General features: G+C 56.8%; 22 protein-coding genes. 10 read left to right on the plus strand and 12 right to left on the minus strand.

All coding sequences use genetic code 11. The features are described from left to right. The 5 genes from hemH (at window position 1) to waaF (ending at window position 5376) form a co-directional block, all read left to right on the plus strand. Entirely contained in the window at window positions 1–1110 is a 1110-nt protein-coding gene (gene hemH, locus LG203_RS06915) for a ferrochelatase (protein ID WP_230345107.1), read from the plus strand. A gap of 198 nt (window positions 1111–1308) precedes the next feature. Then, entirely contained in the window at window positions 1309–2289 is a 981-nt protein-coding gene (rfaD, locus tag LG203_RS06920) for an ADP-glyceromanno-heptose 6-epimerase (protein WP_230345108.1), read from the plus strand. 11 nt (window positions 2290–2300) lie between these two features. After that, window positions 2301–2864, plus strand: coding sequence for a D-sedoheptulose 7-phosphate isomerase (locus tag LG203_RS06925; protein WP_230345109.1), 564 nt, complete (start codon window positions 2301–2303; stop codon window positions 2862–2864). A gap of 2 nt (window positions 2865–2866) precedes the next feature. Continuing rightward, window positions 2867–4333 (plus strand): D-glycero-beta-D-manno-heptose-7-phosphate kinase, encoded by a 1467-nt coding sequence (gene rfaE1, locus LG203_RS06930; RefSeq protein WP_230345110.1) that lies wholly within the window; start codon window positions 2867–2869, stop codon window positions 4331–4333. An 8-nt stretch (window positions 4334–4341) separates the two neighbouring features. Beyond that, entirely contained in the window at window positions 4342–5376 is a 1035-nt protein-coding gene (waaF, locus tag LG203_RS06935; RefSeq protein WP_230345111.1) for a lipopolysaccharide heptosyltransferase II, read from the plus strand. Between the two features lie 23 nt (window positions 5377–5399). On the opposite strand, the gene LG203_RS06940 is transcribed toward waaF, so the two are convergent. From LG203_RS06940 to LG203_RS06985, 10 genes are all read right to left on the minus strand, one after another. Next, on the minus strand, window positions 5400–6083 hold the full coding sequence (locus LG203_RS06940) for a BUD32 family EKC/KEOPS complex subunit (RefSeq protein ID WP_230345112.1): 684 nt from the start codon (window positions 6081–6083) through the stop codon (window positions 5400–5402). Beyond that, entirely contained in the window at window positions 6076–6744 is a 669-nt protein-coding gene (locus LG203_RS06945) for an HAD family hydrolase (protein WP_230345113.1), read from the minus strand. Before LG203_RS06945 ends, LG203_RS06940 begins: the two co-directional genes overlap by 8 nt. A gap of 104 nt (window positions 6745–6848) precedes the next feature. Further along, window positions 6849–7475, minus strand: a complete 627-nt coding sequence (gene eda, locus LG203_RS06950) for a bifunctional 4-hydroxy-2-oxoglutarate aldolase/2-dehydro-3-deoxy-phosphogluconate aldolase (RefSeq protein WP_013442685.1) — start codon at window positions 7473–7475, stop codon at window positions 6849–6851. 103 nt (window positions 7476–7578) lie between these two features. Next, window positions 7579–9393 (minus strand): phosphogluconate dehydratase, encoded by a 1815-nt coding sequence (gene edd / locus LG203_RS06955; RefSeq protein ID WP_230345114.1) that lies wholly within the window; start codon window positions 9391–9393, stop codon window positions 7579–7581. Between the two features lie 131 nt (window positions 9394–9524). Next, window positions 9525–11255, minus strand: coding sequence for a carbamoyltransferase family protein (locus LG203_RS06960; RefSeq protein ID WP_230345115.1), 1731 nt, complete (start codon window positions 11253–11255; stop codon window positions 9525–9527). A 10-nt stretch (window positions 11256–11265) separates the two neighbouring features. Next, window positions 11266–12762 carry a lipopolysaccharide kinase InaA family protein gene (locus LG203_RS06965; protein ID WP_230345116.1) on the minus strand — a complete coding sequence of 499 codons (1497 nt, stop codon included), beginning with the start codon at window positions 12760–12762 and terminating at the stop codon, window positions 11266–11268. A gap of 33 nt (window positions 12763–12795) precedes the next feature. Further along, window positions 12796–13602 carry a glycosyltransferase gene (locus LG203_RS06970; protein ID WP_230345117.1) on the minus strand — a complete coding sequence of 269 codons (807 nt, stop codon included), beginning with the start codon at window positions 13600–13602 and terminating at the stop codon, window positions 12796–12798. A 98-nt stretch (window positions 13603–13700) separates the two neighbouring features. Further along, window positions 13701–14486 carry a lipopolysaccharide kinase InaA family protein gene (locus LG203_RS06975; protein ID WP_230345118.1) on the minus strand — a complete coding sequence of 262 codons (786 nt, stop codon included), beginning with the start codon at window positions 14484–14486 and terminating at the stop codon, window positions 13701–13703. 22 nt (window positions 14487–14508) lie between these two features. Beyond that, a complete protein-coding gene (gene rfaP / locus LG203_RS06980; protein ID WP_230345119.1) occupies window positions 14509–15339 on the minus strand; it encodes a lipopolysaccharide core heptose(I) kinase RfaP in 831 nt (276 codons plus the stop codon). Continuing rightward, window positions 15336–16433, minus strand: a complete 1098-nt coding sequence (locus LG203_RS06985; RefSeq protein WP_268867363.1) for a glycosyltransferase family 4 protein — start codon at window positions 16431–16433, stop codon at window positions 15336–15338. The genes rfaP and LG203_RS06985 overlap by 4 nt, the downstream gene beginning before the upstream one ends. Window positions 16434–16608: 175 nt before the next feature. On the opposite strand from LG203_RS06985, the gene waaC reads away from it, so the two are divergent. The 4 genes from waaC to dnaJ all read left to right on the plus strand — a co-directional run bounded on the left by waaC (window position 16609) and on the right by dnaJ (window position 21582). Then, a complete protein-coding gene (gene waaC, locus LG203_RS06990; RefSeq protein WP_407665373.1) occupies window positions 16609–17583 on the plus strand; it encodes a lipopolysaccharide heptosyltransferase I in 975 nt (324 codons plus the stop codon). Window positions 17584–17679: 96 nt separating this feature from the next. After that, the gene (gene grpE / locus LG203_RS06995; RefSeq protein WP_013442694.1) at window positions 17680–18204 is read left to right on the plus strand and encodes a nucleotide exchange factor GrpE; all 525 of its coding nucleotides are present in this window, start codon (window positions 17680–17682) and stop codon (window positions 18202–18204) included. A gap of 192 nt (window positions 18205–18396) precedes the next feature. Next, on the plus strand, window positions 18397–20322 hold the full coding sequence (dnaK, locus tag LG203_RS07000; RefSeq protein WP_230345121.1) for a molecular chaperone DnaK: 1926 nt from the start codon (window positions 18397–18399) through the stop codon (window positions 20320–20322). 138 nt (window positions 20323–20460) lie between these two features. After that, a complete protein-coding gene (gene dnaJ, locus LG203_RS07005) occupies window positions 20461–21582 on the plus strand; it encodes a molecular chaperone DnaJ (RefSeq protein WP_230345122.1) in 1122 nt (373 codons plus the stop codon). Window positions 21583–21701: 119 nt separating this feature from the next. On the opposite strand, the gene LG203_RS07010 is transcribed toward dnaJ, so the two are convergent. Continuing rightward, window positions 21702–22724 carry a glycosyltransferase family 9 protein gene (locus LG203_RS07010; RefSeq protein WP_230345123.1) on the minus strand — a complete coding sequence of 341 codons (1023 nt, stop codon included), beginning with the start codon at window positions 22722–22724 and terminating at the stop codon, window positions 21702–21704. Between the two features lie 138 nt (window positions 22725–22862). Here LG203_RS07010 and LG203_RS07015 point away from each other — a divergent pair, with 138 nt between their 5' ends. Further along, window positions 22863–24131 carry an O-antigen ligase family protein gene (locus tag LG203_RS07015; protein WP_230345124.1) on the plus strand — a complete coding sequence of 423 codons (1269 nt, stop codon included), beginning with the start codon at window positions 22863–22865 and terminating at the stop codon, window positions 24129–24131. 35 nt (window positions 24132–24166) lie between these two features. On the opposite strand, the gene LG203_RS07020 is transcribed toward LG203_RS07015, so the two are convergent. Next, window positions 24167–25081, minus strand: coding sequence for a glycosyltransferase family 9 protein (locus tag LG203_RS07020; protein ID WP_230345125.1), 915 nt, complete (start codon window positions 25079–25081; stop codon window positions 24167–24169). Window positions 25082–25083: the final 2 nt, after the last annotated feature.

Here is a 25083-nt window from a genome sequence, read left to right on the forward strand (position 1 = left end):
ATGAAAAAACCTATGGTGGCCTTTGACCATGCCACCCTGCCGAAAACCGGCATTTTGCTCGCCAACCTGGGCACCCCTGACGCCCCGACTGCCAAGGCGCTGCGCCCCTACCTCAAGCAGTTCCTGAGTGACCGGCGCGTGGTGGAAATCCCGCGCATTATCTGGTGGCTGATCCTGAACCTGATCATCCTGAATCTGCGTCCACGCAAATCCGCCGAAAAATATGCCCAGATATGGACCAGCGAAGGTTCGCCGCTACTGGCAAATGCCCGCAAGCAGACAGCCTTGCTGCAAGGCTTCCTGAGCCAGCGTATTGCATCGCCTTACGCCGTTGAACTGGGCATGCGCTATGGCAATCCTTCCATTGCCTCGGCGATTGCCAACTTACAAGCACAAAACTGCACGCGCATTCTGGTGTTTCCGCTTTATCCGCAATACGCGGCAAGCAGCACCGCCTCGGCGCTGGATGCGGTTTGGGACACCTTGAAACAAACACGCAACGTGCCGGCGATTCGCACCATACGCAATTACCATGATCATCCGGCTTACATCAAGGCACTGGCAGATAGCGTGCGCGAATACTGGTCTATCAATGGCAAACCGGAAAAACTGGTCATGAGTTTTCATGGGGTGCCACGTTACACACTGGATAAAGGCGACCCTTACCATTGCGAATGCCACAAAACGGGCCGGCTGCTGGCAGAGGCGCTGGGGTTAAGCAAAGATCAGTACCTGATCGCGTTTCAGTCGCGCTTTGGCAAGGCTGAATGGCTGAAGCCGTATCTGGCTGCCACGCTTGAAAAACTGGGTAAAGATCAGGTCAAACGTGTTGATGTTGTTTGCCCTGGCTTCTCCAGTGACTGTCTGGAAACCCTGGAAGAAATTGCCATGGAAGGCAAGGAGATTTTTCAGCACAACGGGGGCGGCGAATACCACTACATTCCCGCCCTGAATAGCCGCGAGGGCTGGATACACGCTATGTGCGACATTGCCCTCGACAATCTCCATGGCTGGGTAAGTACAGAATGGGATGCCGAACATGCACGCCAGGAAGGCCTGAAAACGGCCCTGCGCGCCCAGGCATTAAGCGAAAGCAAGACGGATGTCTAAGCTTCACTGAAGCGCGCGGCGGCCCCTGTCATTGAGCGGTTTGCTATACTTGCAAACTTGTTGGCAACTTGAGACTGGTGGAGACACTGCAGGCTCAACCCCCGGCAAACTGGCTAACGGGTGGCCCCACTTAACCAACCCGGACAAGCGAAGACCTTGACCGTTTGCCCCAACCTCGCAGAATTGGATAGATAGCGCATGATAGTAATTACCGGCGGCGCCGGCATGATAGGCAGCATGATTGCCTGGCATCTCAATACCCAGGCAGGTCGCGATGACCTGGTCATTGTTGATCGCCTGCATCATCCCGAGCAATGGCAGAATCTGGTACACCGAAAGTACGCCCAGTACCTGGACAAGGATGAGCTTGCCAACTGGCTGGCGCAGGGCCACAAGGTAGAGGCCGTCATCCATATGGGCGCTATCAGCGCCACCACCGAGCGCGATTTCAACAAGCTGGTACAGGACAACATCCACTTCAGCCAAGCCCTCTGGCAATATTGCGCCGACAAAGGTATCCCCTTCCTCTATGCCAGCTCCGCAGCGACATATGGCGGCGGTGAAAAAGGCTATGTGGACGACGAGTCCTCCATCGACAGCTTGCGCCCGCTGAATGGCTACGGCTATTCCAAGCAATTTTTTGATCAATGGGCACTGCGTCAGGTACGTACACAACAACCGGTGCCACCCCAGTGGCAAGGCTTCAAATTCTTCAATGTGTACGGCCCCAATGAGTACCATAAGGAACGCATGGCCAGCGTGGCGTTCCATACCTTCAACCAGTTCCGCGAGCACGGCACGGTCAAGCTGTTCAAGAGCCATGTGGAAGGCTATGCCGATGGCATGCAGCTGCGTGACTTTGTCTATGTAAAAGATGCCGCAGCCGTGGTTGCCCATTTCCTGCTGCAGGGCGGTGCCTCCGGCATTTACAACATCGGCACTGGCAAGGCACGCGCCTTCCGCGACCTGGCCACCAATGTCATGACCAGCATGGGCAAACCCCCCTCCATCACCTACATCGACATGCCACAGGATTTACACGGCAAGTATCAGTACTTTACCGAAGCCAGCATGCAGAAACTGCAGGCAGCAGGCTATACCAGTGCTTTCCATACGCTGGAAGAAGGTGTACGTGATTACGTGCAGAATTATCTGCTTCAGGCAGACCCTTACGCATAAGGTTGAGCAATATGACTCCCATTGAAAATTTACAGCAAGCCCTGTCTCAGCATGCCAGCGTGATGGCCCAGCTGGAACCCATGTTGCCCAAAATCGCCGAAGTCGCCCAAGTCTGGCGCGACTGCCTGGCCCGTGGTGGCAAGATTTTGTTCATGGGCAATGGCGGCAGTGCCGCCGACAGCCAGCACGTGGCAGCGGAGATCGTCGGCCGCTACAAGAAAGAACGCAAAGGCCTGCCTGCCATTGCGCTGACTACCGACACCTCCATCCTGACCTCGGTGGGCAATGACTACGGCTTTGATTTCATTTTCTCGCGCCAGGTCGAAGCCTTGTGCCTGCCGCAGGATGTGGTCGTCGGCTTTTCCACCTCGGGCAATAGCGCCAATGTGGTCCGCGCCATTGAAACGGCCAAGGCCATCGGCGCCAAGACCGTCGGCATGACCGGCGGCAGCGGCGGCAAACTGGCTGTACTCTGCGATTATTGCCTGACCATGCCGTCATCCGATACGCCACGCATTCAGGAAGCCCATATTTTTATTGGCCATAGCCTGTGCGATCTGCTGGAAGCCGATTAGCAATGTCGAACTTACTGATCAGCACCGTCAAAGAGCGCTTCGGTCAAGGCGACGGCTGGGCGCTTGTCATTGGCGATCTCATGCTGGATCGCTACCTGATAGGCGAAGTACAGCGCATCTCGCCTGAAGCCCCCGTGCCGGTGGTATTGCTTAAAGAGCGCAACGAACGCGCAGGCGGTGCGGCCAATGTTGCCGCCAACCTCGCCCTGCTCGGCATTCCGACGCGCATCTGTGGTGTGGTGGGACATGACGTGGAAGCGCAAACCCTGCTGAAACTGATGCAGACGGCCAAGATTGGCACGACAGGCGTGATGCACAGCGGCGAGCGCCCGACCATCACCAAGACGCGGGTACTGGGTGGCATACAGCAAATGATGCGTCTGGATCAGGAAAGCAGCGCCGCCTTCAGTACCGATGAAAAGCAACAGCTGCAACACCATGTCGATGATCTGCTGGCAGAGCAGCCCGCCATGATCATTCTGTCCGATTATGCCAAGGGCGTGCTGGGTGCCGAATTGGCGCAGCACGTCATCAAGCACGCCAAAGAGCACGGTATCCCTTTGCTGGTAGACCCCAAGGGACGCGATTACAGCAAATATCGCGGCGCCACGGCATTGACCCCGAACAAGCGCGAAACCGCCGAGGCCTGCAATGTCAGCGGGCAGGACAATGTGGCATTGCTGCAAGCCGCCGCAGAATTACGCAACACGCTGGCGCTGGATTTCCTCGCGGTTACCCGCGGGGAAGAAGGCATCAGCATGATAGAGGCGGACGCCACCAGCCATATCCCCGCCACCGCCAAACAGGTATTCGATGTCTCTGGCGCGGGCGATACCGTTATCGCAACGCTGGCGGCAGGCATGATGCACGGATTGCCACCGCACCAGGCATTGCAACTGGCAAATATCGCGGCGGGCATCGTGGTCGGTAAGGTCGGCACCGTGCCCATTTCGCGTGAAGAGCTGCTGAACACTTTATTGAGCGCTGAAACCGCCAGTCAGGCCGACAAGGTGTGCAACATGGAAACATTGCTGGCAAGAGTAGCGGCCTGGCGCCAGGCTGGTGAAAAAATCGTCTTCACCAATGGTTGCTTTGACCTACTGCACGCAGGGCATGTGACTTATCTGGAGGCCGCCAGCAAGCGCGGCACCCGCCTGATTCTGGGATTGAACACCGATCGCTCCGTGAGCGCGCTCAAAGGCCCTACCCGCCCCGTTATCCACGAGATGGACCGGGCACGTGTATTGGCCGCGCTGGAAGCCATCGACGCCGTGATCCTGTTTGACGACGACACCCCGCTTGAACTCATCAAGGCCATACGCCCCGATGTGATCGTCAAAGGCAGTGATTACCGTGAGGACCAGGTAGTGGGCGGCGCCGAAGTCAAATCCTGGGGTGGCGAGATCGCGCTCATCCCGGTCGTCCCCGGTCGCAGCACCAGTGGAATCCTGGAAAAAATCGCCAGTTAGGCTTGGTCATGGCAGTGAATAAAATCCTGGTAATGGGCCCCTCCTGGGTGGGCGACATGGTGCTGGCGCAAAGCCTGTTCAAAGCCCTGCGCCAGCAGGACCCTGATGTCATCATCGACGTCGCCGCCCCGAGCTGGACACTCCCCTTGCTGGAGCGCATGCCCGAAGTCAACCAGGGCATTGCCCTGCCCTTCAAGCATGGGCAACTCGCGCTGCTTGAGCGCATACGCTTCGGCCGCGCGCTACGCAAGGCGCATTACACCCAGAGCATCATGCTCACCAACTCGTTGAAATCCGCCATTCTGCCTCTTGCAGCCGGCATTCCGCAGCGTACCGGGTTTCTTGGTGAACAGCGCTATGGCCTGCTCAATGACATACGGCCGCTGGACAAGAAGCAACTGCCACGCACGGTGGACCGTTTTGTCGCCTTGAGCCAGCCGCGCAACATCGAACCTCAGCGGCCCATCGCCATCCGCAACCCCAGCCTGCAAGCCAATCCGGAGCAAGCCAAGGCTGCGCTTGTCAGGCTGGGCCATGCACTGCCGCAAGTGCCTGTATTGGCACTGTGCCCTGGCGCCGAATACGGCGAAGCCAAGCGCTGGCCTGTAGAATATTATGCGGAAGTCGCACGCGCTGCGATTGCCCAAGGCTGGCAGGTCTGGTTGTTCGGCTCGGGTAAAGATATTCCCGTCACGCACGAGATCAACCGCCTGAGCAATATGGCTTGCCTGGATCTGGGCGGAAAAACCCAACTTGGCGAAGCCATAGACCTGATGGCTTTATGCACCGCCGTCGTCAGCAATGACTCCGGCCTGATGCATGTCGCCGCCGCCCTGGACAAGAAATTGATCGCTGTCTATGGCTCCTCCGACCCACACCACACCCCGCCCATGAGCAGCAAGGCCATCATCGAGTACCTCGGCTTGGAATGCAGCCCCTGCTTCAAGCGGGAATGTCCGCTCGGACATTTGAATTGTCTGAAGATGATTTCCCCTGGCCGCGTGATTTCTTCAATCGGCCTCAATCTCACCGGATTAAGTTAACAAGATCAACAGGCATAGACGCTCTAGGGAAGGTACTTTAATTTCGGTCTTAGGGCAGCCACAGCATCAGGCGTTAAACCGCTCATCTCGAAGTATGCTTCGGCAAACGCTTTCACATGCTGGGGAAGCACGATCTTCCAGTCGTCCTTCAGACGCTGTAGATGACGGAAATTGCGTCCACGGTGCCAGGTTGACAACCCTCGCCCATAGAGTTTGAGATCGGCGATATCAATCAGCCCCAGCGTTCCTTCCGGGGTTAATACGACATTGCCGAAATGCAATGATCGGAAATACACCCCCATGGCATGCAAACGTGCGACAAATTCGCCAAAATCACGCATCAGCCCCTCGCCTAGCTCCCCGGCTTGGCTCAACTGTCGCAATGTTTTCCCTGACAAGGGTTGGTAAAGAACCGCAGTATCACTGCCGTCCACAAAATGCATCAGCTTGATGATGCTGACGGTAGGAATACCCAACGCAGCCAGTCCATCTGCATTACGACAAAAGTGCCGCGCGTAAGAGTAAATATGCGCGAGACTGAGGAGTCGACGAACGCGGAACAGCTTGAAGATATTGCCATCGGCAAGTTGTAAAACCTTGATGCCACGCTCATCCTGTTCCAGCACCCTGGCTTGCTCGCACATTTGCTTGAACTTGTCTGCCGACAAGGCCTCGCTGCGTCGCCAATTGAACAGCAATTTACTCATGTGATGCAGCCATCAAATCATTAAGCCGCGCCCGCACTGTGACGCCGTGTTCACGCGTATAGGTTTGCCACTCGGGAAAATCGGTCCAGGCATGCATAAAAACGAAGTCCAGCCCGGCACGGGTGGAGGATTCATGGTCATAGCGACTATCGCCCATGAACAAGGCAGGCTGGCGAATATTGCCCGTCGCCAGTTCGCGCGCGAGGATCTGGTCCTTGTTATCCGGGCTGCCGAAAATGCCGCCATCGAACAAGTCCAGCAAACCGCGCTCGGCAAAAATGGCCCGCAACTCCTCCTGATCGCCGCCCGAAATCACCAGCCAGTTACTGTCGGCAGTTTGCTCGCGCAAGGCGGCCAAACCGGGCGCAATTTCGCAGGTGGAGAGACGTTTACGGACTTCGCGACCAAAGTCGGTCAGTAGAAAGTCCACATCCTGGCGACTGGAAGGCCGCTGAAGAATATCAGCGAGGAAGTATTCGAATTTGACAAAGCGGGAGATACCGCCGAGTTTTATATGGTAGTCGACCAGCGCTTGCGCTTGCTGATCATTGGCGCCAAAGTTTTTGGCGGTCGCGAAATAGGCCTCAATTTTCAGGAAATTGGAATTGAGGATGACACCGTCACAATCAAAGACCAGGCTTTGATATCGCGCTATATTCATGTTGAGCCTGACCGGATTGGCATCACGGCTAACAACCAGGGATAGTCAATCAGCCGCGACAACATCCTATTTAGCAGGCGGCCCCGATCAGGGCCGCGACTGCATTATGCTGCTTTAATGGCGCTGGCTTCGCGGGCCAGTTTGGTAATGTGGGCCCAGTTCTTGGAAGCAACAGCATCCGCTGGAGTCAGCCATGTACCGCCGCAGACGACCACATTGGGCAGCGCCAGGAACTGAGGGGCGCTTTCAACGGTAACACCGCCGGTTGGGCAAAACTTCACATCGCCGAATGGGCCAGAAAACCCCTTGAGCAGGTTGATGCCGCCAACGGCAACGGCTGGGAACAGCTTGAGGAAGTAGTAATCATCGGCATTGGCTTGCATGATTTCACTGCCGGTAGAAACGCCAGGCAACAGTGGCAAACCGATTTCGCGCGCAGCCAGACCCAGCTGACTGGTGTAGCCTGGGCTCACCGCGAACTGGCAACCGACATCCTTGCAGGCTTGTGCATCCTTGATGCTGCGCACGGTACCGGCACCGACGATGGCATCCGGCACAGCCTTGGCAATCGCTTCCATCGCCTGCAGCGCTACGGGCGTACGCAAGGTGACTTCCAGCACCTTGATACCGCCTTCGAGCAAGGCTTCTGCCATGGGCACGGCATCTTCCACCTTGTTGATGACGATAACCGGAATGACCGGGCCGTGATTAGCTAAGTCTAAAGTGTTCATTTCACATCCACATTGATATCAAGAAAAGAGTTGCGGCCAGAGTGCAGGCTCGCCAAACCGGTGACTGATCCGCATCCTTCAAGAACACGGATCAGTGTTCAGATCAAATCCAGGTAACCGCACCTTCTTCGGCACTGTGCACATTCTTGCGCATGCCACCGAAGAGTTCGCGACCAATGCCATGGCCGTTGTTGTGCTTGTGCGCTTCGGTCATCACCGCCTGGGTACGCGATTGCCATTCATCTTCATCCACCAGCGCATTCAATGTACCGACGATGGAGTTGAGGCGAATCATGTCGCCGGTACGCACCTTGCCGATAGGACCACCGGCCAGGGCTTCCGGGCTCAAGTGGATGGCCGCAGGCACCTTGCCTGAAGCACCACTCATGCGGCCGTCGGTCACAATCGCCACCTTGAAGCCCTTGGCTTGCAAGACAGACAATGGCGGCGTCAGCTTGTGCAGCTCAGGCATACCATTGGCACGCGGCCCCTGGAATCGCACCACGGCCACAAAGTCTTTTTCCAGCTCGCCACGCTCAAACGCCGCCAGCAGTTCTTCCTGGCCGTTGAAGACGATGGCAGGCGCTTCAATCACTTGACGATCCTCAGGCACAGAAGAAGTCTTGATCACTGAACGACCAAGATTGCCGGTCAGCAAACGCAAACCGCCCGAAGCGCTGAATGGCTTGCTGGTGGTACGTACAATGCTTTCATCTACGCTTTCGGCTGGCAGATCGACCCAGATCAGGCCATCTTCGGCCAGTTCAGGCTTCTTGCAGAAGTCGCGCAAACCACCGAGCACAACAGACGAAACGTCGTCATGCATGTAGCCGCCTTCGACCAGCTCACGAATCACGAAGCTGGGGCCGCCAGCATTCTGGAATTCATTCACGTCAGCCGAACCGTTAGGATAAACACGGGCCAGCAATGGTGTGGATTGCGACAACTTGGAGAAGTCGGACCAGTCAATGATGATGCCGGCAGCACGGGCAACCGCCACCCAGTGAATGACGTGGTTGGTACTGCCGCCAGTGGCCAGCAAGGCCACAATCGCATTCACAATCACACGTTCATCGACCAGACGGCCAATCGGGGTAAAGCGCTGGTTCTGCGTAATCGAGAGCACGGTTTTCACCGCTTCACGGGTCAGCGATTCACGCATGCCTTCATGTGGATGCACGAACGCCGCGCCAGGGACATGCAGGCCCATGGCTTCAAGCAGCATCTGGTTACTATTCGCTGTGCCATAGAAGGTACAGGTACCGGCACCGTGGTAAGCCGCAGACTCGGACGCCAGCAGTTCTTCACGCCCAACCAGACCCTGCGCGTATTTCTCGCGCACCTTGGATTTGGAGGTGTTATCAATGCCGGTGCTCATCGGGCCGGCAGGCACGAAAACGCATGGCAGATGGCCAAAATGCAGGGCACCGATCAGCAGACCTGGAACAATCTTGTCACAGACGCCGAGCAGCAGGGCTGCATCGAACACATCATGGGACAGGCCGATGGCGGTTGCCATGGCAATGGTGTCACGCGAAAACAGTGACAATTCCATGCCGGGCTCGCCCTGGGTAATGCCATCGCACATGGCCGGTACACCACCCGCCACTTGCACGGTGGCGCCATGCTTGCGCGCTTCATCCCGGATGATATCGGGATAGGTTTCGTAAGGCTGATGCGCCGACAACATGTCGTTGTAGGCCGTGATCACGCCGATGTGCGGTGCCTTCTCGGCTACCACACGGAATTTGTCGTTGTTGGGCAGAGCCGCAAACGCGTGTGCCACATTGGCACAGCCCAGACGATCTGCGCCACGCGGACGCTGAATAATATGATCGATACGTTGAAGATATGCCTGACGGGTGGGCGCACTGCGTTCGCGAATGCGTTCCGTAACCTCGTTGAGTATTTGTTTCATTAGATGTTGGGCGCTATTTATAAAGTGGGATCAGCCTTGGATTATCCTCAAAGCGCATGCCCCCGTCAAATGAAAGGGCATGCAAAACCCGCCATAAATCAAGGGATAATCGCACAGGACTTAACGAAAAATCAGGAGCTTGCTGCTTCCTTGACGACGAGTACATCTTCCATGATCAGGTACTGCAAATCGCAGCCATAAAACATGTTCAGCGCATCGGCAGGACTGCAGATCATGGGCTCGCCACGGCGGTTAAGTGAGGTATTCAATACCACCGGCACGCCACGCAGACGTTCCAGCTCCTCAATCAGCGCGTAATAACGTGGATTGGTTTCTCTGGTGACGACCTGAGCCCGTGCGGTGCCATCTTCATGCACCACCTCGGGAATACGTGGCTTCCAGTGATCCGCCACGTCAAAGGTGAAGGTCATGTAAGGCGCAGGGTGCTCGGTCTGCAGCAGATCGACTGCCACGCGATCCAGCATGCTGGGGCAGAATGGACGCCAGCGTTCGCGATATTTGATCTGGGCATTGATGCGATCTGCAACGCCGGGGTGACTGGGGTCACCCAGGATACTGCGGCAACCCAGCGCACGCGGACCAAACTCCATGCGGCCCTGGAACCACGCCAATGGATTGCCGGCGGCGAGCAGTTCGGCGCCCTTTTGCGCCGCATTTTCAATACGGTAAAACGTAGGCTTGGCCGGATGCACTTCGCAAGCCGCGATGCACTCTTCAGTGGTGAAGGATGGGCCAAGATAAGCATGCTGCATGGCCTGCACCGGCTCACCGCGCTCGGCCGCCACAAAACTGGCCGCCCCCAGCGCCGTGCCGGCATCACCAGACGCTGGCTGCACAAACAACTCTTTGACGCCCGGCATCGCGATGATGCGCTGGTTAAGCTTGACGTTGAGCGCCACGCCTCCGGCCATGCAGATACGGCCAGTTTCACGGATGATGTCGCCCACATAGTGATCGATCATCTTCAAGGCAATGTCTTCCAGCAAGGCCTGCACAGAAGCAGCGTAGTGGATGTAGGGGTCGTCGATCTCATCGCCCTCGCGCTTGGGGCCCAGCCACTCCACCAGCTCGGGCGTAAAGTAATAGCCCTTGCCTTTTTCCTTGTAGCGGCGCAAACCCACCACATTCACCAGCTTGGTGTTGACCTTGAGATCATCGCCATCAAATTCCACCAACCGCGAGAGATCATATTTCGTCGGATCGCCATACGGCGCCATGCCCATGACCTTGAATTCGCCATCCAGCATCTCAAAACCCAGGTATTCGGTAATCGCGCCATACATGCCGCCCAGCGAATCCGGGTCGTAGAATTCCTTGATCTTGTGGATCTTGCCGTTTTCACCGTAACCAAAGAAGGTCGTCGCATACTCGCCCTTGCCATCAATCCCGACAATCGCGGTTTTTTCCTTGAAACCACTCAGGTGATAGGCACTGCTGGCGTGTGCCAGATGGTGCTCCACCGGCACAAACTCGGCTTTATTGATGCCGAGATCGCGCATCAGCTGCATGGCCTTGTCGCGGTTGCGGCGGTAGCGGCGATTGCCGTTGAACAGCGCATCCAGCGCACGATCAGGCGCATACCAGTGGCGCTTGGCATAATGCCAGCGCGCTGCCGAGCTAAGCGGAATTTCGCCGTAGGGAAAGGCCACCACATCCACCTGATCAGGCCGGACACCCGCCTCTTTCAGACAGTAGCGTGCGGCTTCCAGCGGCAATTTGTTTTTGGCGTGCTTGTCGCGTATGAAACGTTCTTCTTCGGCAGCGGCAATGATCTTGCCGTCCACCATAATGGCCGCTGAAGAGTCGTGCCCGAGAGCACCGGATAATCCTAAAATAATCATGTTGGTTCGCTTAGTTGATGGAGATGCCAGCTTTTTTCAGAAAAGCGGCGTCACGATAAATGTCGGCAAAGGCATGCGCCAGCATCCGGTAAACCCGGGATTGCGGCGGCCAGTTTCGCACAAAGCGGCGTAAATCCCGCGCGTGGTATCGCGCAAATCGGTAGCAGGACACATGCTCCTGCATACTGTCCAGATCAATCAGGCATGGCATGGTATTCACCATTTTAAGATTACTTGCCTTGCAATCGCCATGCGAGATTTTAAGCAATTTCAGCTGATAAAACATCCGGGCAATCTGGCGGCATGCCTGCAGGTAGTCATCATCACTGAGATTCGGCTGCTCAAAATAGGCACTGACATCCGGCGCATCCAGATACTCTGCCAGCAGATATGCACGGCGGCGAAAAGGCCCCCAGCGCTCTTCCAGCAAGGCAAGTGGCTTAGGAGTGCCAATGCCATAGCGTTGCAACCGGAAGCCATTGCGCCAGGATACTGCCGCCCGACTTTGGCGCCAGGCACGGTCAATGCCATGCCAGAAATTCTTGATATTGTACCTTTTAATCACCAGCGGCACGTTATCAAGATCATGCCTGACTACAGTGCTGGTGTTACCCCGCTTCAGGGCTTCCGCACTTGCCACCTTGCTGATCCAACCGTCCAGTTCGACAGGCGATGGCACGGCCAGCAGGCTCATCGGCGGTTGCCTGTTGAGCGCGGTAAACAGCGCGGAAGTCTTGTGCACGATGACGTCAGAACAGGTGCGCAAGACTTTCTTGTCAGCATATTGATAACTGGCATACCAGCGGCAAGCATCGATCAGTCGGCGCAGCAAAGGCGAGACCGATCCCGCGCCCAACTGCCTGACTTCACGGTAGCGCTGCACCAGTGCAGGCAAGTCGCGATCCAGCACTTCCGGGTCAAGCTTGGCGAGCAATACCGCCAGATTATGCCAGGCGCGCCATGACGAAAAAAAACGGCCCAATGGGCGAATACCATCGCCGTCGATCGCATGGACTGTCGCGTTTTCAAGAGTACCGTGTTTAAGAGTACCGTTTTCAATCAGGAAATTCTTGGGATACATATCGGTCTGCACCAGCCCCGCTTCATGCTGGGCGGCAACGGCTTCGACCAACTGGCGAGTGATGGCACTGCGTCCCGATGCATCGGCAGCCTGCAGGGCCTGCTCGGCATTTTCGGCCCCCGTCAGTGCCTCATACAGCAAGACCTGCATATCGCCCGCCTGGCTGCTTGTCTGCGCGAGCAAGGGTGGTGTTGGGAGATGGGCTTCCAGCAGGCGCTTTACACCACTGGCGTCACGCGCGGCGTAATAGGCTGCCCGCTTGCCCATGAATACCTTGGCCAACACTTGCTTGCCCTGCCATTCGCCAAAGCACACCAGTCGACGCCCGGGCAATACCCGCAGATGCTGGCCGATACGCAAACTGCTGCCATCCGCCAGCAACAGCTCTGTATTAATTGCCAGCGTGACATTCATTGCCATGCTCATGCTGCGCTGGTCTCCATTAAACCATCATCCCCACTACTTGGCCTTCACCCGCGCCATGATGCGCTGGTAGTTTTTTACGCGTTTATGATCCTTGCCCAGGCCATTGACCAGCGACACCGTGCCGGCTTCCACGTGATCCAGATATTCGAACATATGCTGCGGCGGAATGGCGACGAAGCGGTAACCCGCCGCCTTCAATCTGTCCTGCATTTCGTAACCGGGGATGCGCTCCGTCATGGCAAAACTCAATGCCTGCTGGCGAATGATGTCGACGTTCCACAAGGTGCAGAAACTCTTGAGGTAGATTTCATAAAACAGCCGTGGTTCGCGGGTATCCAGGCCCAGCGCCACCTTGGCGCGGCGATAGTAATACTTGGTAGCGCGTATAAAGATGCGCCAGGCGGTTTCCAGGCGAGTGCGGCGCACTTGCTCCAGACAGCCTACCGCGGCCACCCTGTCACCCGTGCGCATATGCGCCAGCATCTGCCGCAGAATATCCACGTCATAGATCAGCGTATCAGTATGCATCAGCAACAGATAAGGGGTTTGCACCCGCTCAAGGATCAGGTCCAGCGCCCGGCCATGTGCCATGAAACCTTTTTCCGGCGCCTCCGCCTTGCGCTCGATCAGATTGATCCAGTCCAGGGACTTCAGGTATTCCGTGCTTTCATCGGCAGAATTGTTATCCACTACCCACACTGGCACGACACTATCGCCCAGGGCTTTTTTCAGCAGGTCCAGACAAAGCGAGGTCACCTCGTGCGTCTTGTAATTGACCAGCGCAATGCTGAAATCCGTCAGACGCTCATCCCCGGATACGGGTTTACTCTCAGTATTCATTTGAATGCCATACCTTATTAATCCAATTGTCATCAGCGCTTTACGCCGACATCAAGCGGCCCGCCACGCTGTTTACCTCTGGGCTTGTTACAGCTGGTTTATTTTGCCCTGGGCTTAAGCCGGGCGCGCGAGCGGCGTGCTATCAATTGGCATAATGCCCGCTGCCAGCCATTGAGCGAATTGATAGCGTAATACTGCTTGAAAAAATACAGCCGCTGCGTGCGACTCCAGCCCGGGGTTCGATAATTCAAGGTCACCAGATCATGCAATGTACGCAACACCGGCAACCAGCTAAAACGTGATTTCTCCAGGTCAATCACCACCACCCGGTAGCCTTCGCCCTGCCTGGCGGCAAACAGATGCTTGGCATACAGGGAGCGATGCTGCACACCGGCAAGGTGCATCTGTCGCACCGTATGCGCCGTGGCGGCCAGCAACTGGCGTTTCTCGGCGGGCGACATACGGTTGAATTCCTCACTGGCCACCAAGGCGTCCAGCGGCTGATAGCCATCCAGCGCCACGGTCATCAGTACCGCTCGCACTTCGTTTGCCACATGACGTTCGCCAAACAGCATGGGTTCCAGCGTGGGTACGCCATGCGCCTGTAAATGTTGCACCATGTCGAACTCGCGCTTGAAAGTCGCCTCACCGCGCCAAGGGTGTTTCCAGGATGGCCGGGTATGGTTCTGCTGCCGTTTGAGAAACGCACCCTTCGTATCGCCTTGCGATGATGGCAAGCTAACTCGCCCGACGCCGCTCAATCCACCTCGACCATCATTCGGCGCTTCGACCCAGGCCACTTCGCGCGTCCAGGCCGCATCCACGCTGTCCAATGCATTTTCAGCCAGCAAGGCGCGCCATTGCGGGGCGATAAAATCAGTCATGGTCAGCACCCGTCATGCAGAATTAGTCATCCAGCTGGGATGGCATTTTGCCATGAAACTTGACATACAAACGCTGTGCGCGGGCCGTCACCTGCTCTAGAAATGCGCGCTCCTGCTGCAAGGTCTGGCGCAGCGGCTGGGCGCGATAGGCCCGCAGGAAGCGCAATATGTCACGCCGCGTCAGGCCGATATTCATCGCGGAAAAATACAGGGCGGCGATATCCTTCATGCGGGCTACTGGCTGGATGCGGGCGCGTATGCCCACGCGATGCAGATCAATCAGGTAAAGATAAATCTCGTTATGCTGCTGCCAGCGTGGCTGGTCCAGGCAAAAATGGCAGATATAAAAATCGCGATGGTTCATGCCATTGTCATGCAACAGCCTGGCCAGCCGGGCAACTTCCAGAATGAGCCTGCGCTTGAAGGCAGGATCTGGCGGCGTTTCGTTCCAGGGGGCACACAGGGTTTCCAGGGAAATAATATCGCCCAGGTCGCGCGTCACCACAAATGACTGGCGACTGGCCGGATTCAGGCCACGCCAGCCATAGGCCACGCCAGGCGTAGTGGGGATGCCCACCTCCCCCAGCTTCTGGATGGCCTTCCATTCGGTAGCCGCACTGATGATGGGCCAGCGCAGGCTGAACAGGTTTTTGAAAATCTCGCCCCAGCCCACACCAAAATGCTGTTTGATGAAATACGGTTTGCCATCCAGCTCGCAGCGTATGGTCTTGCGCCCCGGCACATCGCGGAACACTTGCCCCTGCAAGCGCATGATGGCATCGAATACGGGATTGCCGAGCCGTGAGCGCAGCCAGTCGGGCACTTCCAGCACCTGGGTTTTCAGCCAGCTCATGGGGTTTGCTTCCGTTTCTGGCTAGCCAGCGCCAGCAGGATATGGGCCTCAGCACGGCCATCGTTGGCTTGCATGAGCTTGCTGGCATAGGCAATGCCATTCTGGCGCCAGCGCTCGGTCTCCGGTGAAACCAGCATTTGGGCAAACAAGGTATTGAATGCCTGCTGATCAAACGGCGCGGCGGCCACCATGCCAGCATCGGCATCCAGCACATGGTGGGCGTAACCGCAGGTTTCGGTCACCAAGGCTGGCAGGCCGGCCGCCAGCGCTTCCAGAATCACCAGCCCGGTATTTTCACGATACGCGGGATGCACATAAAGATCAGCCCCCTGCATCAGCCAGGGAATATCGGCGCGGCCCTTGGCGATGACCAGCTGGTCTGCGACGCCCAGCTTTTGCGCCATGCGCATGAAAGGGCCGGGCTTATCCTGGCCGATCGCCACCAGCCGGGTTTGCAAGCGCTGCACTTCCGGCAGTGCCGCCAGAGCCAGGATGGCCCGATCCAGCCCTTTCATGTGAAAGCCGGAACCCACCAGCAAGGCGATGCGATGCTGCGGGTTGAGCTGGAAGGCCTGGCATAGATGCGCCCGCATCTCGGATCTATCCTTCAGTGCCAGTCGCTCGGCCGACAAATAAGGCGGAATATAGTGCATGCGCTCGGGCTGGGTACCGTACCACTTTTCAAACAGCGGCATTTCGGTCTTGGCCACCATCAAAATCTGGCAATCGGAAGCGCGGTCAAATACGGCGCGCTCGGCGGCGGCAAACCAGCGGTACCGTGGCGTAAACCGGTAAAGCCAGCTGCGCTGCTGGCGACTGCGCTCGACAAAACAAGGGTCGGCGGCAAAATGCACATCCAGTCCGGGCATGCGGTTATAACCCACCACACAATCAATATCGCCCTGCTGTTTCAGGCGTGCCTGCACAATCTCAATGAAGCGCTGATAGCGTTGAAAATTGAACCATGCTTTTACCGGGATCACATGCACGTTAATGCCGCTGGGGATGTCGCCTTCCCAGGACAGGGTATAGATATCGACCTGATGCCCCTGGCTCGCGAGATGGCTAGCCGTGCGCAACATATCACGCTGCATGCCGCCAAATGGGAAATATTTAAATACGATAAAAGCGAATTTCACTAAGGGGTACCCGTTATCCTTGATTCATCTGCGCAAGGCCATCGAAGCTCCATGCTCCGGCTTTTCACGCCATGCCATGATCATGACGGCGGCATGCGCCAATACGCGATTGTATGCGAAAATGGCATTTATGCCGCGTATCCTGATCGTCAAAACATCGTCCATGGGCGATGTCATTCATAATCTTCCCGTCATTTCCGACATTCACGCCCACGTGCCCAATGCGGTGATTGATTGGGTGGTGGAAGAGAGTTTTCAAGACATTCCCGCCATGCATCCCGGGGTTCATCGCATCATTCCGGTCGCAGTGCGCCGCTGGCGCAAACACTTGCAACGCAATGACACCTGGCAGGAGATCGGCGATGTGCGGCGTCTGCTGAAAAAAGATCGCTATGACGTCATCATCGATACGCAAGGCCTGCTGAAAAGCGCCGTCATTTCGCACCTTGCCGAGGGAGAACGCCACGGCTACAACCATTGTTCTGCGCGCGAACGGATCGCTTCTTTTCTTTACAAACATACCCATGGGGTTGATCGCCGCCTGCATGCCGTCATCCGCAACCGGGCGCTGGCCGCAGAAGCCCTGGGTTACCCTCCGCCGATTACCGCACCGGATTACGGCATTGCCAACGGCATGCAGCCCAGTCCAGCGTTTGCTGGCGGCCAGTCCTATATCGTTGGCCTGCATGCTACCAGTCGCGATAGCAAATTATGGCCGGAGCCCAACTGGATAGCCCTCGGCCAGACCCTTGCCAGCCAGCACATGATGCTGGTGCTGCCCTGGGGCAATGCCACGGAAGAGATGCGGGCAAAACGCATTGCCGCGCAAGTACCCGGCAGCCTGGTCTTGCCCCGGCTTTCACTTTCCGCGCTGGCGCCCATTCTGCTTGGCGCACGTGCGGCCATTGGCGTGGATACTGGTCTGGCGCATCTGACAGTGGCGTTGAACATCCCTACGATTGCCATCTATACCGATACCGACCCGACCAAAACCGGCCTTTATCCTGGCGCAAAAGCGAGAGCGGAAAATCTCGGCGGACGCGGTGCGGAGACGCCTGTCAGTGTAGTGCTCCTGACATTGCAATCCATGTTACCCGCCGAATAAAAAGCCAGCGCGCAAAAAAATCATGGCGCGCGCTTGAAATATCCAAAGCCACCCCAATTTGCCTGCGTATGGCAGTTATTTAACAAAGGGAATTCCATGCAAGAAGAAAATCAACATCCTGAACAGGACGAAATTTCAGAAGCCCAGGACGCGGGCGCAGCAGGCTCGCTGGATGCGCGGATTGCCGAGCTTGAAGCGCAACTGGCAGAGCAGCAGGCCAATGTACTGTATGTGAAAGCCGAAGGCGAAAACATCCGCCGCCGTGCGGCTGAAGATATCGACAAGGCACGCAAGTTTGCCCTGGAAAAATTCTCCAGTGAGTTGCTGGCCGTCAAAGACAGCCTGGATGCTGCCCTGGTCGTGGAAAATGCCACCGTGGAAAGCTACAAGAGTGGCGTGGAACTTACCGCCAAGCAATTGCTGAGCGTGTTCGAGAAGTTCCACATCACCGAAATCAATCCGCTGGGCGAAAAGTTTGACCCGAACAAGCATCAGGCCATCAGCATGCTGGAATCCGATCAGGAACCCAATAGCGTGATCAGCGTGCTGCAGAAGGGTTACGCCCTGAATGAGCGCGTTTTACGCCCGGCACTGGTGACCGTTGCCAAGGCAAAAAGCTGAAAAACAGCTCAAAAACGGAGAATTTGGGCATAAATCGCAAAAATTTCCGTGGGAATCTTGAATTCCCGATAAATACCCTTACTTATGAAACAGGCATTACCGCAGTAGCAGACATCAGGACAATACCGACACCTCGCGTATTGCCAGCACTGCCAGCAGCGGTTACTCAAGGATTAAAAAAGGAAAACATCTATGGCTAAAATTATTGGTATTGACTTGGGCACCACCAACTCCTGCGTTGCAGTGATGGAAGGTGGCAAGCCACGTGTGATTGAAAATGCAGAAGGTACCCGTACCACTCCTTCCATCGTCGCGTATCAGGACGATGGCGAAATCCTGGCTGGCGCGCCTGCCAAACGTCAGGCCGTCACCAACCCAAAAAACACCCTGTATGCGGTAAAGCGCCTGATCGGCCGTCGTTTTGAAGAAAAGGAAGTACAAAAAGACATCGGCCTGATGCCTTACAGCATCACCAAGGCAGACAACGGCGATGCATGGGTGGAAGTGCGCGGTCAGAAAATGGCGCCTCCACAAATCTCCGCTGAAGTACTGCGCAAGATGAAGAAGACCGCCGAGGATTACCTGGGCGAAGAAGTGACCGAAGCCGTGATTACGGTTCCGGCTTACTTCAATGACAGCCAGCGTCAGGCGACCAAGGATGCGGGCCGTATTGCGGGTCTGGAAGTCAAACGCATCATCAACGAGCCAACCGCTGCTGCGCTGGCTTTCGGCCTGGACAAGCAGGAAGGTGATCGCAAGATCGCCGTATACGACCTGGGTGGTGGTACCTTCGATATCTCCATCATTGAAATTGCTGAAATCGATGGCGAGCACCAGTTTGAAGTGCTGTCCACCAACGGTGACACCTTCCTCGGTGGCGAAGACTTTGACAACCGCCTGATCGACTTCCTGGCTGATGAATTCAAGAAGGAAAACGGTCTCGATCTGCGTAATGACCTGCTGGCCAAGCAACGTCTGAAAGAAGCCGCAGAAAAGGCCAAGATCGAGCTGTCTTCTGCCCAGCAGACCGAAGTCAACCTGCCATACATCACGGCAGATGCCACAGGCCCCAAGCACTTGGTAGTGAAGATCACCCGCACCAAGTTCGAAAGCCTGGTGGAAGACCTGATCGAACGCTCGATCAAGCCTTGTGAAGTTGCGCTGAAGGATGCTGGCGTCAAGCTGTCCGACATTCAGGACGTGATCCTGGTCGGTGGTCAGACCCGTATGCCCAAGGTACAGGAAAAGGTAAAGGAATTCTTCGGCAAGGAGCCACGCAAGGACGTGAACCCGGACGAAGCCGTGGCCGTGGGTGCTGCGATTCAGGGTGGCGTGCTGCAAGGCGACGTGAAAGACGTGCTGCTGCTGGACGTAACGCCATTGTCACTGGGTATTGAAACCCTGGGCGGCGTGATGACCAAGCTGATCAAGAAGAACACCACGATCCCGACCAAGGCATCGCAAGTGTTCTCCACCGCCGAAGACAACCAGAACGCCGTGACCATTCAGGTGTTGCAGGGCGAGCGCGAAATGGCCGCCGGCAACAAGAGTCTGGGCCAGTTCAACCTGTCTGACATTCCACCTGCACCACGTGGCATGCCACAGATTGAAGTGACCTTTGATATCGATGCCAACGGTATTCTGCACGTGTCTGCCAAGGACAAGGCCACCGGCAAGGAAAACAAGATCACCATCAAGGCAAACTCCGGTTTGTCCGAAGAGGAGATCAAGCGCATGGAAGAAGATGCGGCTGCCTACGCCGATGAAGACCGCAAGCTGCGTGAACTGGTCGATGCCCGTAACAGCGCCGACGGCATGGTACACAGCGTGAAGAAGTCGCTGAGCGAACATGGCGACAAGCTGGATGCTGGCGAGAAGGAAAAAATCGAAGCCGCGATCAAGGATGTGGAAGATGCGATCAAGGGCGACGACAAGGAAACCATCGAAGCCAAGACCAACGCCCTGATGGAAGCCTCACAAAAGCTGGGCGAGAAAGTCTACGCTGAGCAGCAAGGCCAGGCCGGCGGCGCAGAAGAAGCCCAGCCACAAGGTGAAAAAACGGTAGATGCCGATGTGGTGGATGCCGAGTTTGAAGAAGTGAAAGACGACAAGAAGTAATAGTTAAGTACCTTTGCCAGAGGGGAAGTCCAAACCGGGATTTGATCAAACATCAGCTCCCAGCAAGGGCTTCCCTTCAGCATGCTGGTCTACGGCGTCCTTCCGACGCAGTATTGATAATCAGACGATTGAATTGATATGGCAAAAAAAGATTACTACGAAGTTCTGGGTGTCAATCGCGACGCCAGCGATGAGGAAATCAAAAAGTCCTATCGCAAGCTGGCGATGAAATACCACCCGGATCGCAACCCGGATAATCCCAAGGCGGAAGAAAGCTTCAAGGAAGCCAAAGAGGCTTATGAAGTGCTCTCCGACGAGCAGAAACGTGCGGCTTACGACCAGTACGGCCATGCCGGTGTCGATCCCAGTGCAGGCCCAGGGCCCGGTGGTCAGGGCTTTGGCAACTTTGCCGATGCCTTTGGTGACATCTTCGGCGACATCTTCGGCGGTGGCGGCGGTAATCGTCGTTCCAACGTGTATCGCGGGGCTGACCTGCGCTACAACATGGAAATCTCGCTGGAAGACGCTGCGCGCGGCACCGAAACCAAGATCCGCATTCCGGTCATGTCCGAATGCGAGACCTGCCATGGTTCCGGCGCCCGTCCCGGCACGCAGCCTGTGACCTGTACCACCTGCGGCGGTCATGGCCAGGTGCGTATGCAGCAAGGCTTTTTCTCGGTACAGCAGACCTGCCCCAAGTGCCATGGCAGCGGCAAAATGGTGAAAGACCCTTGCCCAAGCTGTCACGGCGCAGGCCGCGTCAAGAAACACAAGACGCTGTCGGTCAAGATTCCGGCCGGTGTGGATGAAGGCGATCGCATCCGCCTGTCAGGCGAAGGCGAAGCCGGCGTCAATGGCGGCCCGCCTGGTGATCTGTATGTCGTGGTGCATCTGAAGCAGCACGATATTTTCCAGCGCGATGGCGGTAACCTGCATTGCGAAATGCCGATCAGCTTCACCACGGCAGCGCTCGGCGGGGAAATCGAAATCCCCACGCTGGATGGGCACGCCAAGATGAAGATTCCACCCGAGACGCAAACCGGCGCCACCTTCCGCCTGCGCGGCAAGGGCATCAAGCCGCTACGCAGCAATGACCCTGGTGACCTGATGTGCCATGTGGTGGTCGAGACGCCGATCAAGCTGACCGAACGCCAGAAGGAACTGCTGCGCGAGATGGAAGAGATCAACCTGCAAGACTCGGACAAACACAGCCCACGCGCCAAGGGCTGGATGGACAAGGTCAAGGATTTCTTTCAGTAATCAAGCCTGGTAATACCCAAAACCGGAAACTGCAACTGTGGTTTCCGGTTTTTTTATGCTTGCAGAAACGTATTTGTCTTGGCCTGAGCGGGGCATAGCCCATAAGCTCATGGCCGCACTCATGGTCGCACCCATGCCCACTTCTGCCGGATATAAGCCGCCACCTCGGCTGGCGTTAGCGATTGCATGGTGCCATCCTGACTCTGCAACCAGCCAGCGGATGGCCCCCAAGGACGGTATCGCGCAGGGAAGCCAGGCCCGAACAGGGTCATGGTCGGCGTGCCCATGGCGCTTGCCATATGTCCCAGCCCGGAGTCGTTGCCCACAAACAGCCCCGCATGTTCCAGCAAGGCGGCGGTTTCAAGCAGATCGCATTGGCCGCAGGCATGAATCACCGGCAAGCGACACCCCTCAGAAAACGCCTCGGCACGGCTTGCATCCTGTTGATTGCCCAATAGCAGCACGCCATCAAAACTATCCGCAAGCATGTTCACCAAGGTAATGAAATGCGCGACTGGCCATATCTTGCCCTCGAAATTCGCCCCCAGGCCCAGCGCCAGAATGCGCCGTTCTGACCAGCCACCCAGCAGGACCTGGGCAAACCGGCGATCCCGCGGATTGATCCATATCCGGGTTTCCGGCGTCATCTGGATGTCCAGTGGCTTTAGCGCAGCGACATGCTTCTCGGCACTGTGCAGATCACAACCCGCCCGAATGGAAAGCTTGCCCAACTTGCGGCGCGCGCGGATGAAATAAAGCATCCAGTCCGATCGCAAGTCTAACGCCAGATCATACTGCTGGCGGCGGATCAGCATCATTAAGGCCACGCGACCACGCCACCCGCCCTTTTTATCCAGAACAAACAAGCGGCCAAGATAAGGGCAGGCACTGAAAATCGCCTGTGATCGTGGGTCCACGACAATATCCATGACCGCAGCCGGATACCGCTGATGCAAGGCCTGCAAGCAAGGCGTGGTCAACACCGCATCGCCAATGTTCGAAAGACTCACCAGCAGAATACGCTGTACCGTAAGCTGGTCAGCGAGATACTCTCCCGGCGATTGATACAGAAAGCGAGGCCACCACTGGCGAAACAGGGATTTCATGTGGCGAACCGGGTGAGTGATCAGCGTATTTTTCATGAATAACAGCATCATTTGAGTCTGTGTCAGCGATGTTTAATTTTGATGACATTTAAGCTGTCTATACTTCGCCTTGCCGAATGCGCCTACGGGCGATTCCCCCTGTCATTAACCTTCAGCCCATAGGCTAGCCTAGCAATGTCAATCTCCCCCACTCTGCTTACCCCCGCTCCCGTCAATGTCCTGACATGGGCAGAGCGCATATTGCCGTGGCTGCTGCCAGTCCTGTTACTCAGCTCGCGCACACTGGCAGATATCAGCGTGGTGACGGTATGCCTGCTGTTTCTATACCGCGCCTGGCAATGGCATGACTGGCAATGGACGAAGCAGCCGTGGTTCAAGCTGGCGCTGGTGTTTGCAGGCTATGTGCTGCTGATCAACGCGCCTCTCAGCATCGCCCCGCAAGCCAGTGTGTTGTATGGGCTGACGTTCCTGCGCTGGCCGCTGTTTGCCGCCGCGCTCGGCTATTGGCTATTGGCAGACCATACCCGTCAGCGCAATTTCCTGTGGGTGTTACTGGCCGCTTGCGCACTGATAGTCCTGGATAGCGCAATGCAATATCTGCTGGGGCATGATGCATTCGGGCACCCCATGTTCAGCGCGAACAGGCTGACCGGCCCTTATAACAGCCCGATTCCCGGCATTACGCTGTTGCGGGTATGGTTTATTGCCATGTTTGCGCCCTTGCTATTGCTGCCCACCCTGTCCTCGTCCCGACGACAGGCACTGATCATAATCCTGCTGGCGACCGGGATGCTCTTCATGTTCATTACCGGCGAGCGCATGGCCTTCATGCTGTTCATCGCGGCCAGCATGGTTACCCTGTGCGGTCTATGGCTGGACAAGCGCTCAGGCAGTGCCGAACCGCGCAGCCATCATTCCCTGCTGTGGCTGGCGCTTATCGGCTTTGTGTTATTGCTGGGGCTGGTCATGCTGCTGGCGCCTGCCACGGCGGAAAGAAGCATTTTCAGTATCTTTGAAAAGCTGGGACATTTTGCCGATTCTGACTATGGCAAAGTGTTCCGCGCCGCTTATGCTGCCTGGCAAGAGGCGCCCCTGTTCGGCCATGGCTTTCATGCCTATCGGCAGGTGTGCGAACAGATGGGGCTGCTGGCAACGCTGGGCATGACCTGCACCCACGCACATAACCTCTATCTGCAACTGGCTGCCGAAACGGGGGTAACCGGGGTATTGCTCTTCGCATGCATGCTGATCGCTATCTACTGGACAGCCCTTGCTCCGCTCATTCGTCACAACCGCTGGCTGATAGCCGCATTATCCTTCTCGGTACTCAGTGTCTGCTTCTGGCCCTTGATCGGCGGTATCAGTCTTCTGAATAACTGGGTCGCCGCCCTGGCCTGGCTGGGCGTGGGCTGGGTGTTGGCCATGCGGAATACACGCTGCTGATCTCAGTTAAGCCGCCAGGCACGGGGAGCACAAATTCACGCCAGCACAGGCAACTTGGGACGCAGCCTCTCGATTACCTGACTGACAGGCAAGTCCTCCAGTGCGTCTACTTGCAAGGTTTCAAAAACACCCCGAGCGAGCTCAGAACGCAGCGGCGAAGTGGTTGCGCCAAATAGAGCCAGCCCAGGCCGCCCCAGGCAGGATGCCACGTGACTGGGCCCGCTATCATTACCCACCACAACGGCAGCCTGCTGCAACACGCCCGCCAGCGTGAACCAATCCAGACCTTGCAATACGCTGCAGGCAAAGCCCGCCGCCAGGTCTTTTTCATCCGGGCCCAAAATGCTGACACAGGTATGGCCTTCGCCCTGCAGCGCTGCCGCCAGCTGGGCATAATGCGGCCAGCGCTTCTCCGGATGCCGGGCCGAAGACCCCGGAAGAAGCACGACATAAGGCCGGGTAATGCCATGCTGGGTGAGCAAAGCCTCCACATTGGCGGCCATCCAGCTCAAATTGGGCTGCAGGGCGTGGCTGGCATCAATACCGGCTTCTTGAAGCAAGGATTGCTGGCCGCGCAAACCCGTGACAGGCGCCGGTCCGCGCAAGCGCCCTATCCAATGGGCATGGCGCAACAGGCTGTGCCGATAAACAGCCGTACGTGTCGAATTTTGCAGGTCGATCACGGTATCCCATTTCGCTGCACGCAAGCGTTGGTACAAGGCCCATTGCAGAGGCAGATGCCAGAGCGGTGCCCGGGTATCCACCAGCACTTCATCAATATGTGGACAGCGCTGCATGAGCCCGACGAAACCGGGGGTGGTGAGCAGCGCCAGATGTGCATGCGGGAAATGCTGGCGAATATCGTGCAGCACACCTTCGGCCTGCATCAGGTCACCGAATGCGCCGTGCTTGATGATGAGAATGTGCCCGGCGGGGTTTCCTCTGGTCATAC

The organism is Methylovorus mays (assembly GCF_020531915.1).
Lineage (GTDB): Bacteria > Pseudomonadota > Gammaproteobacteria > Burkholderiales > Methylophilaceae > Methylovorus > Methylovorus mays.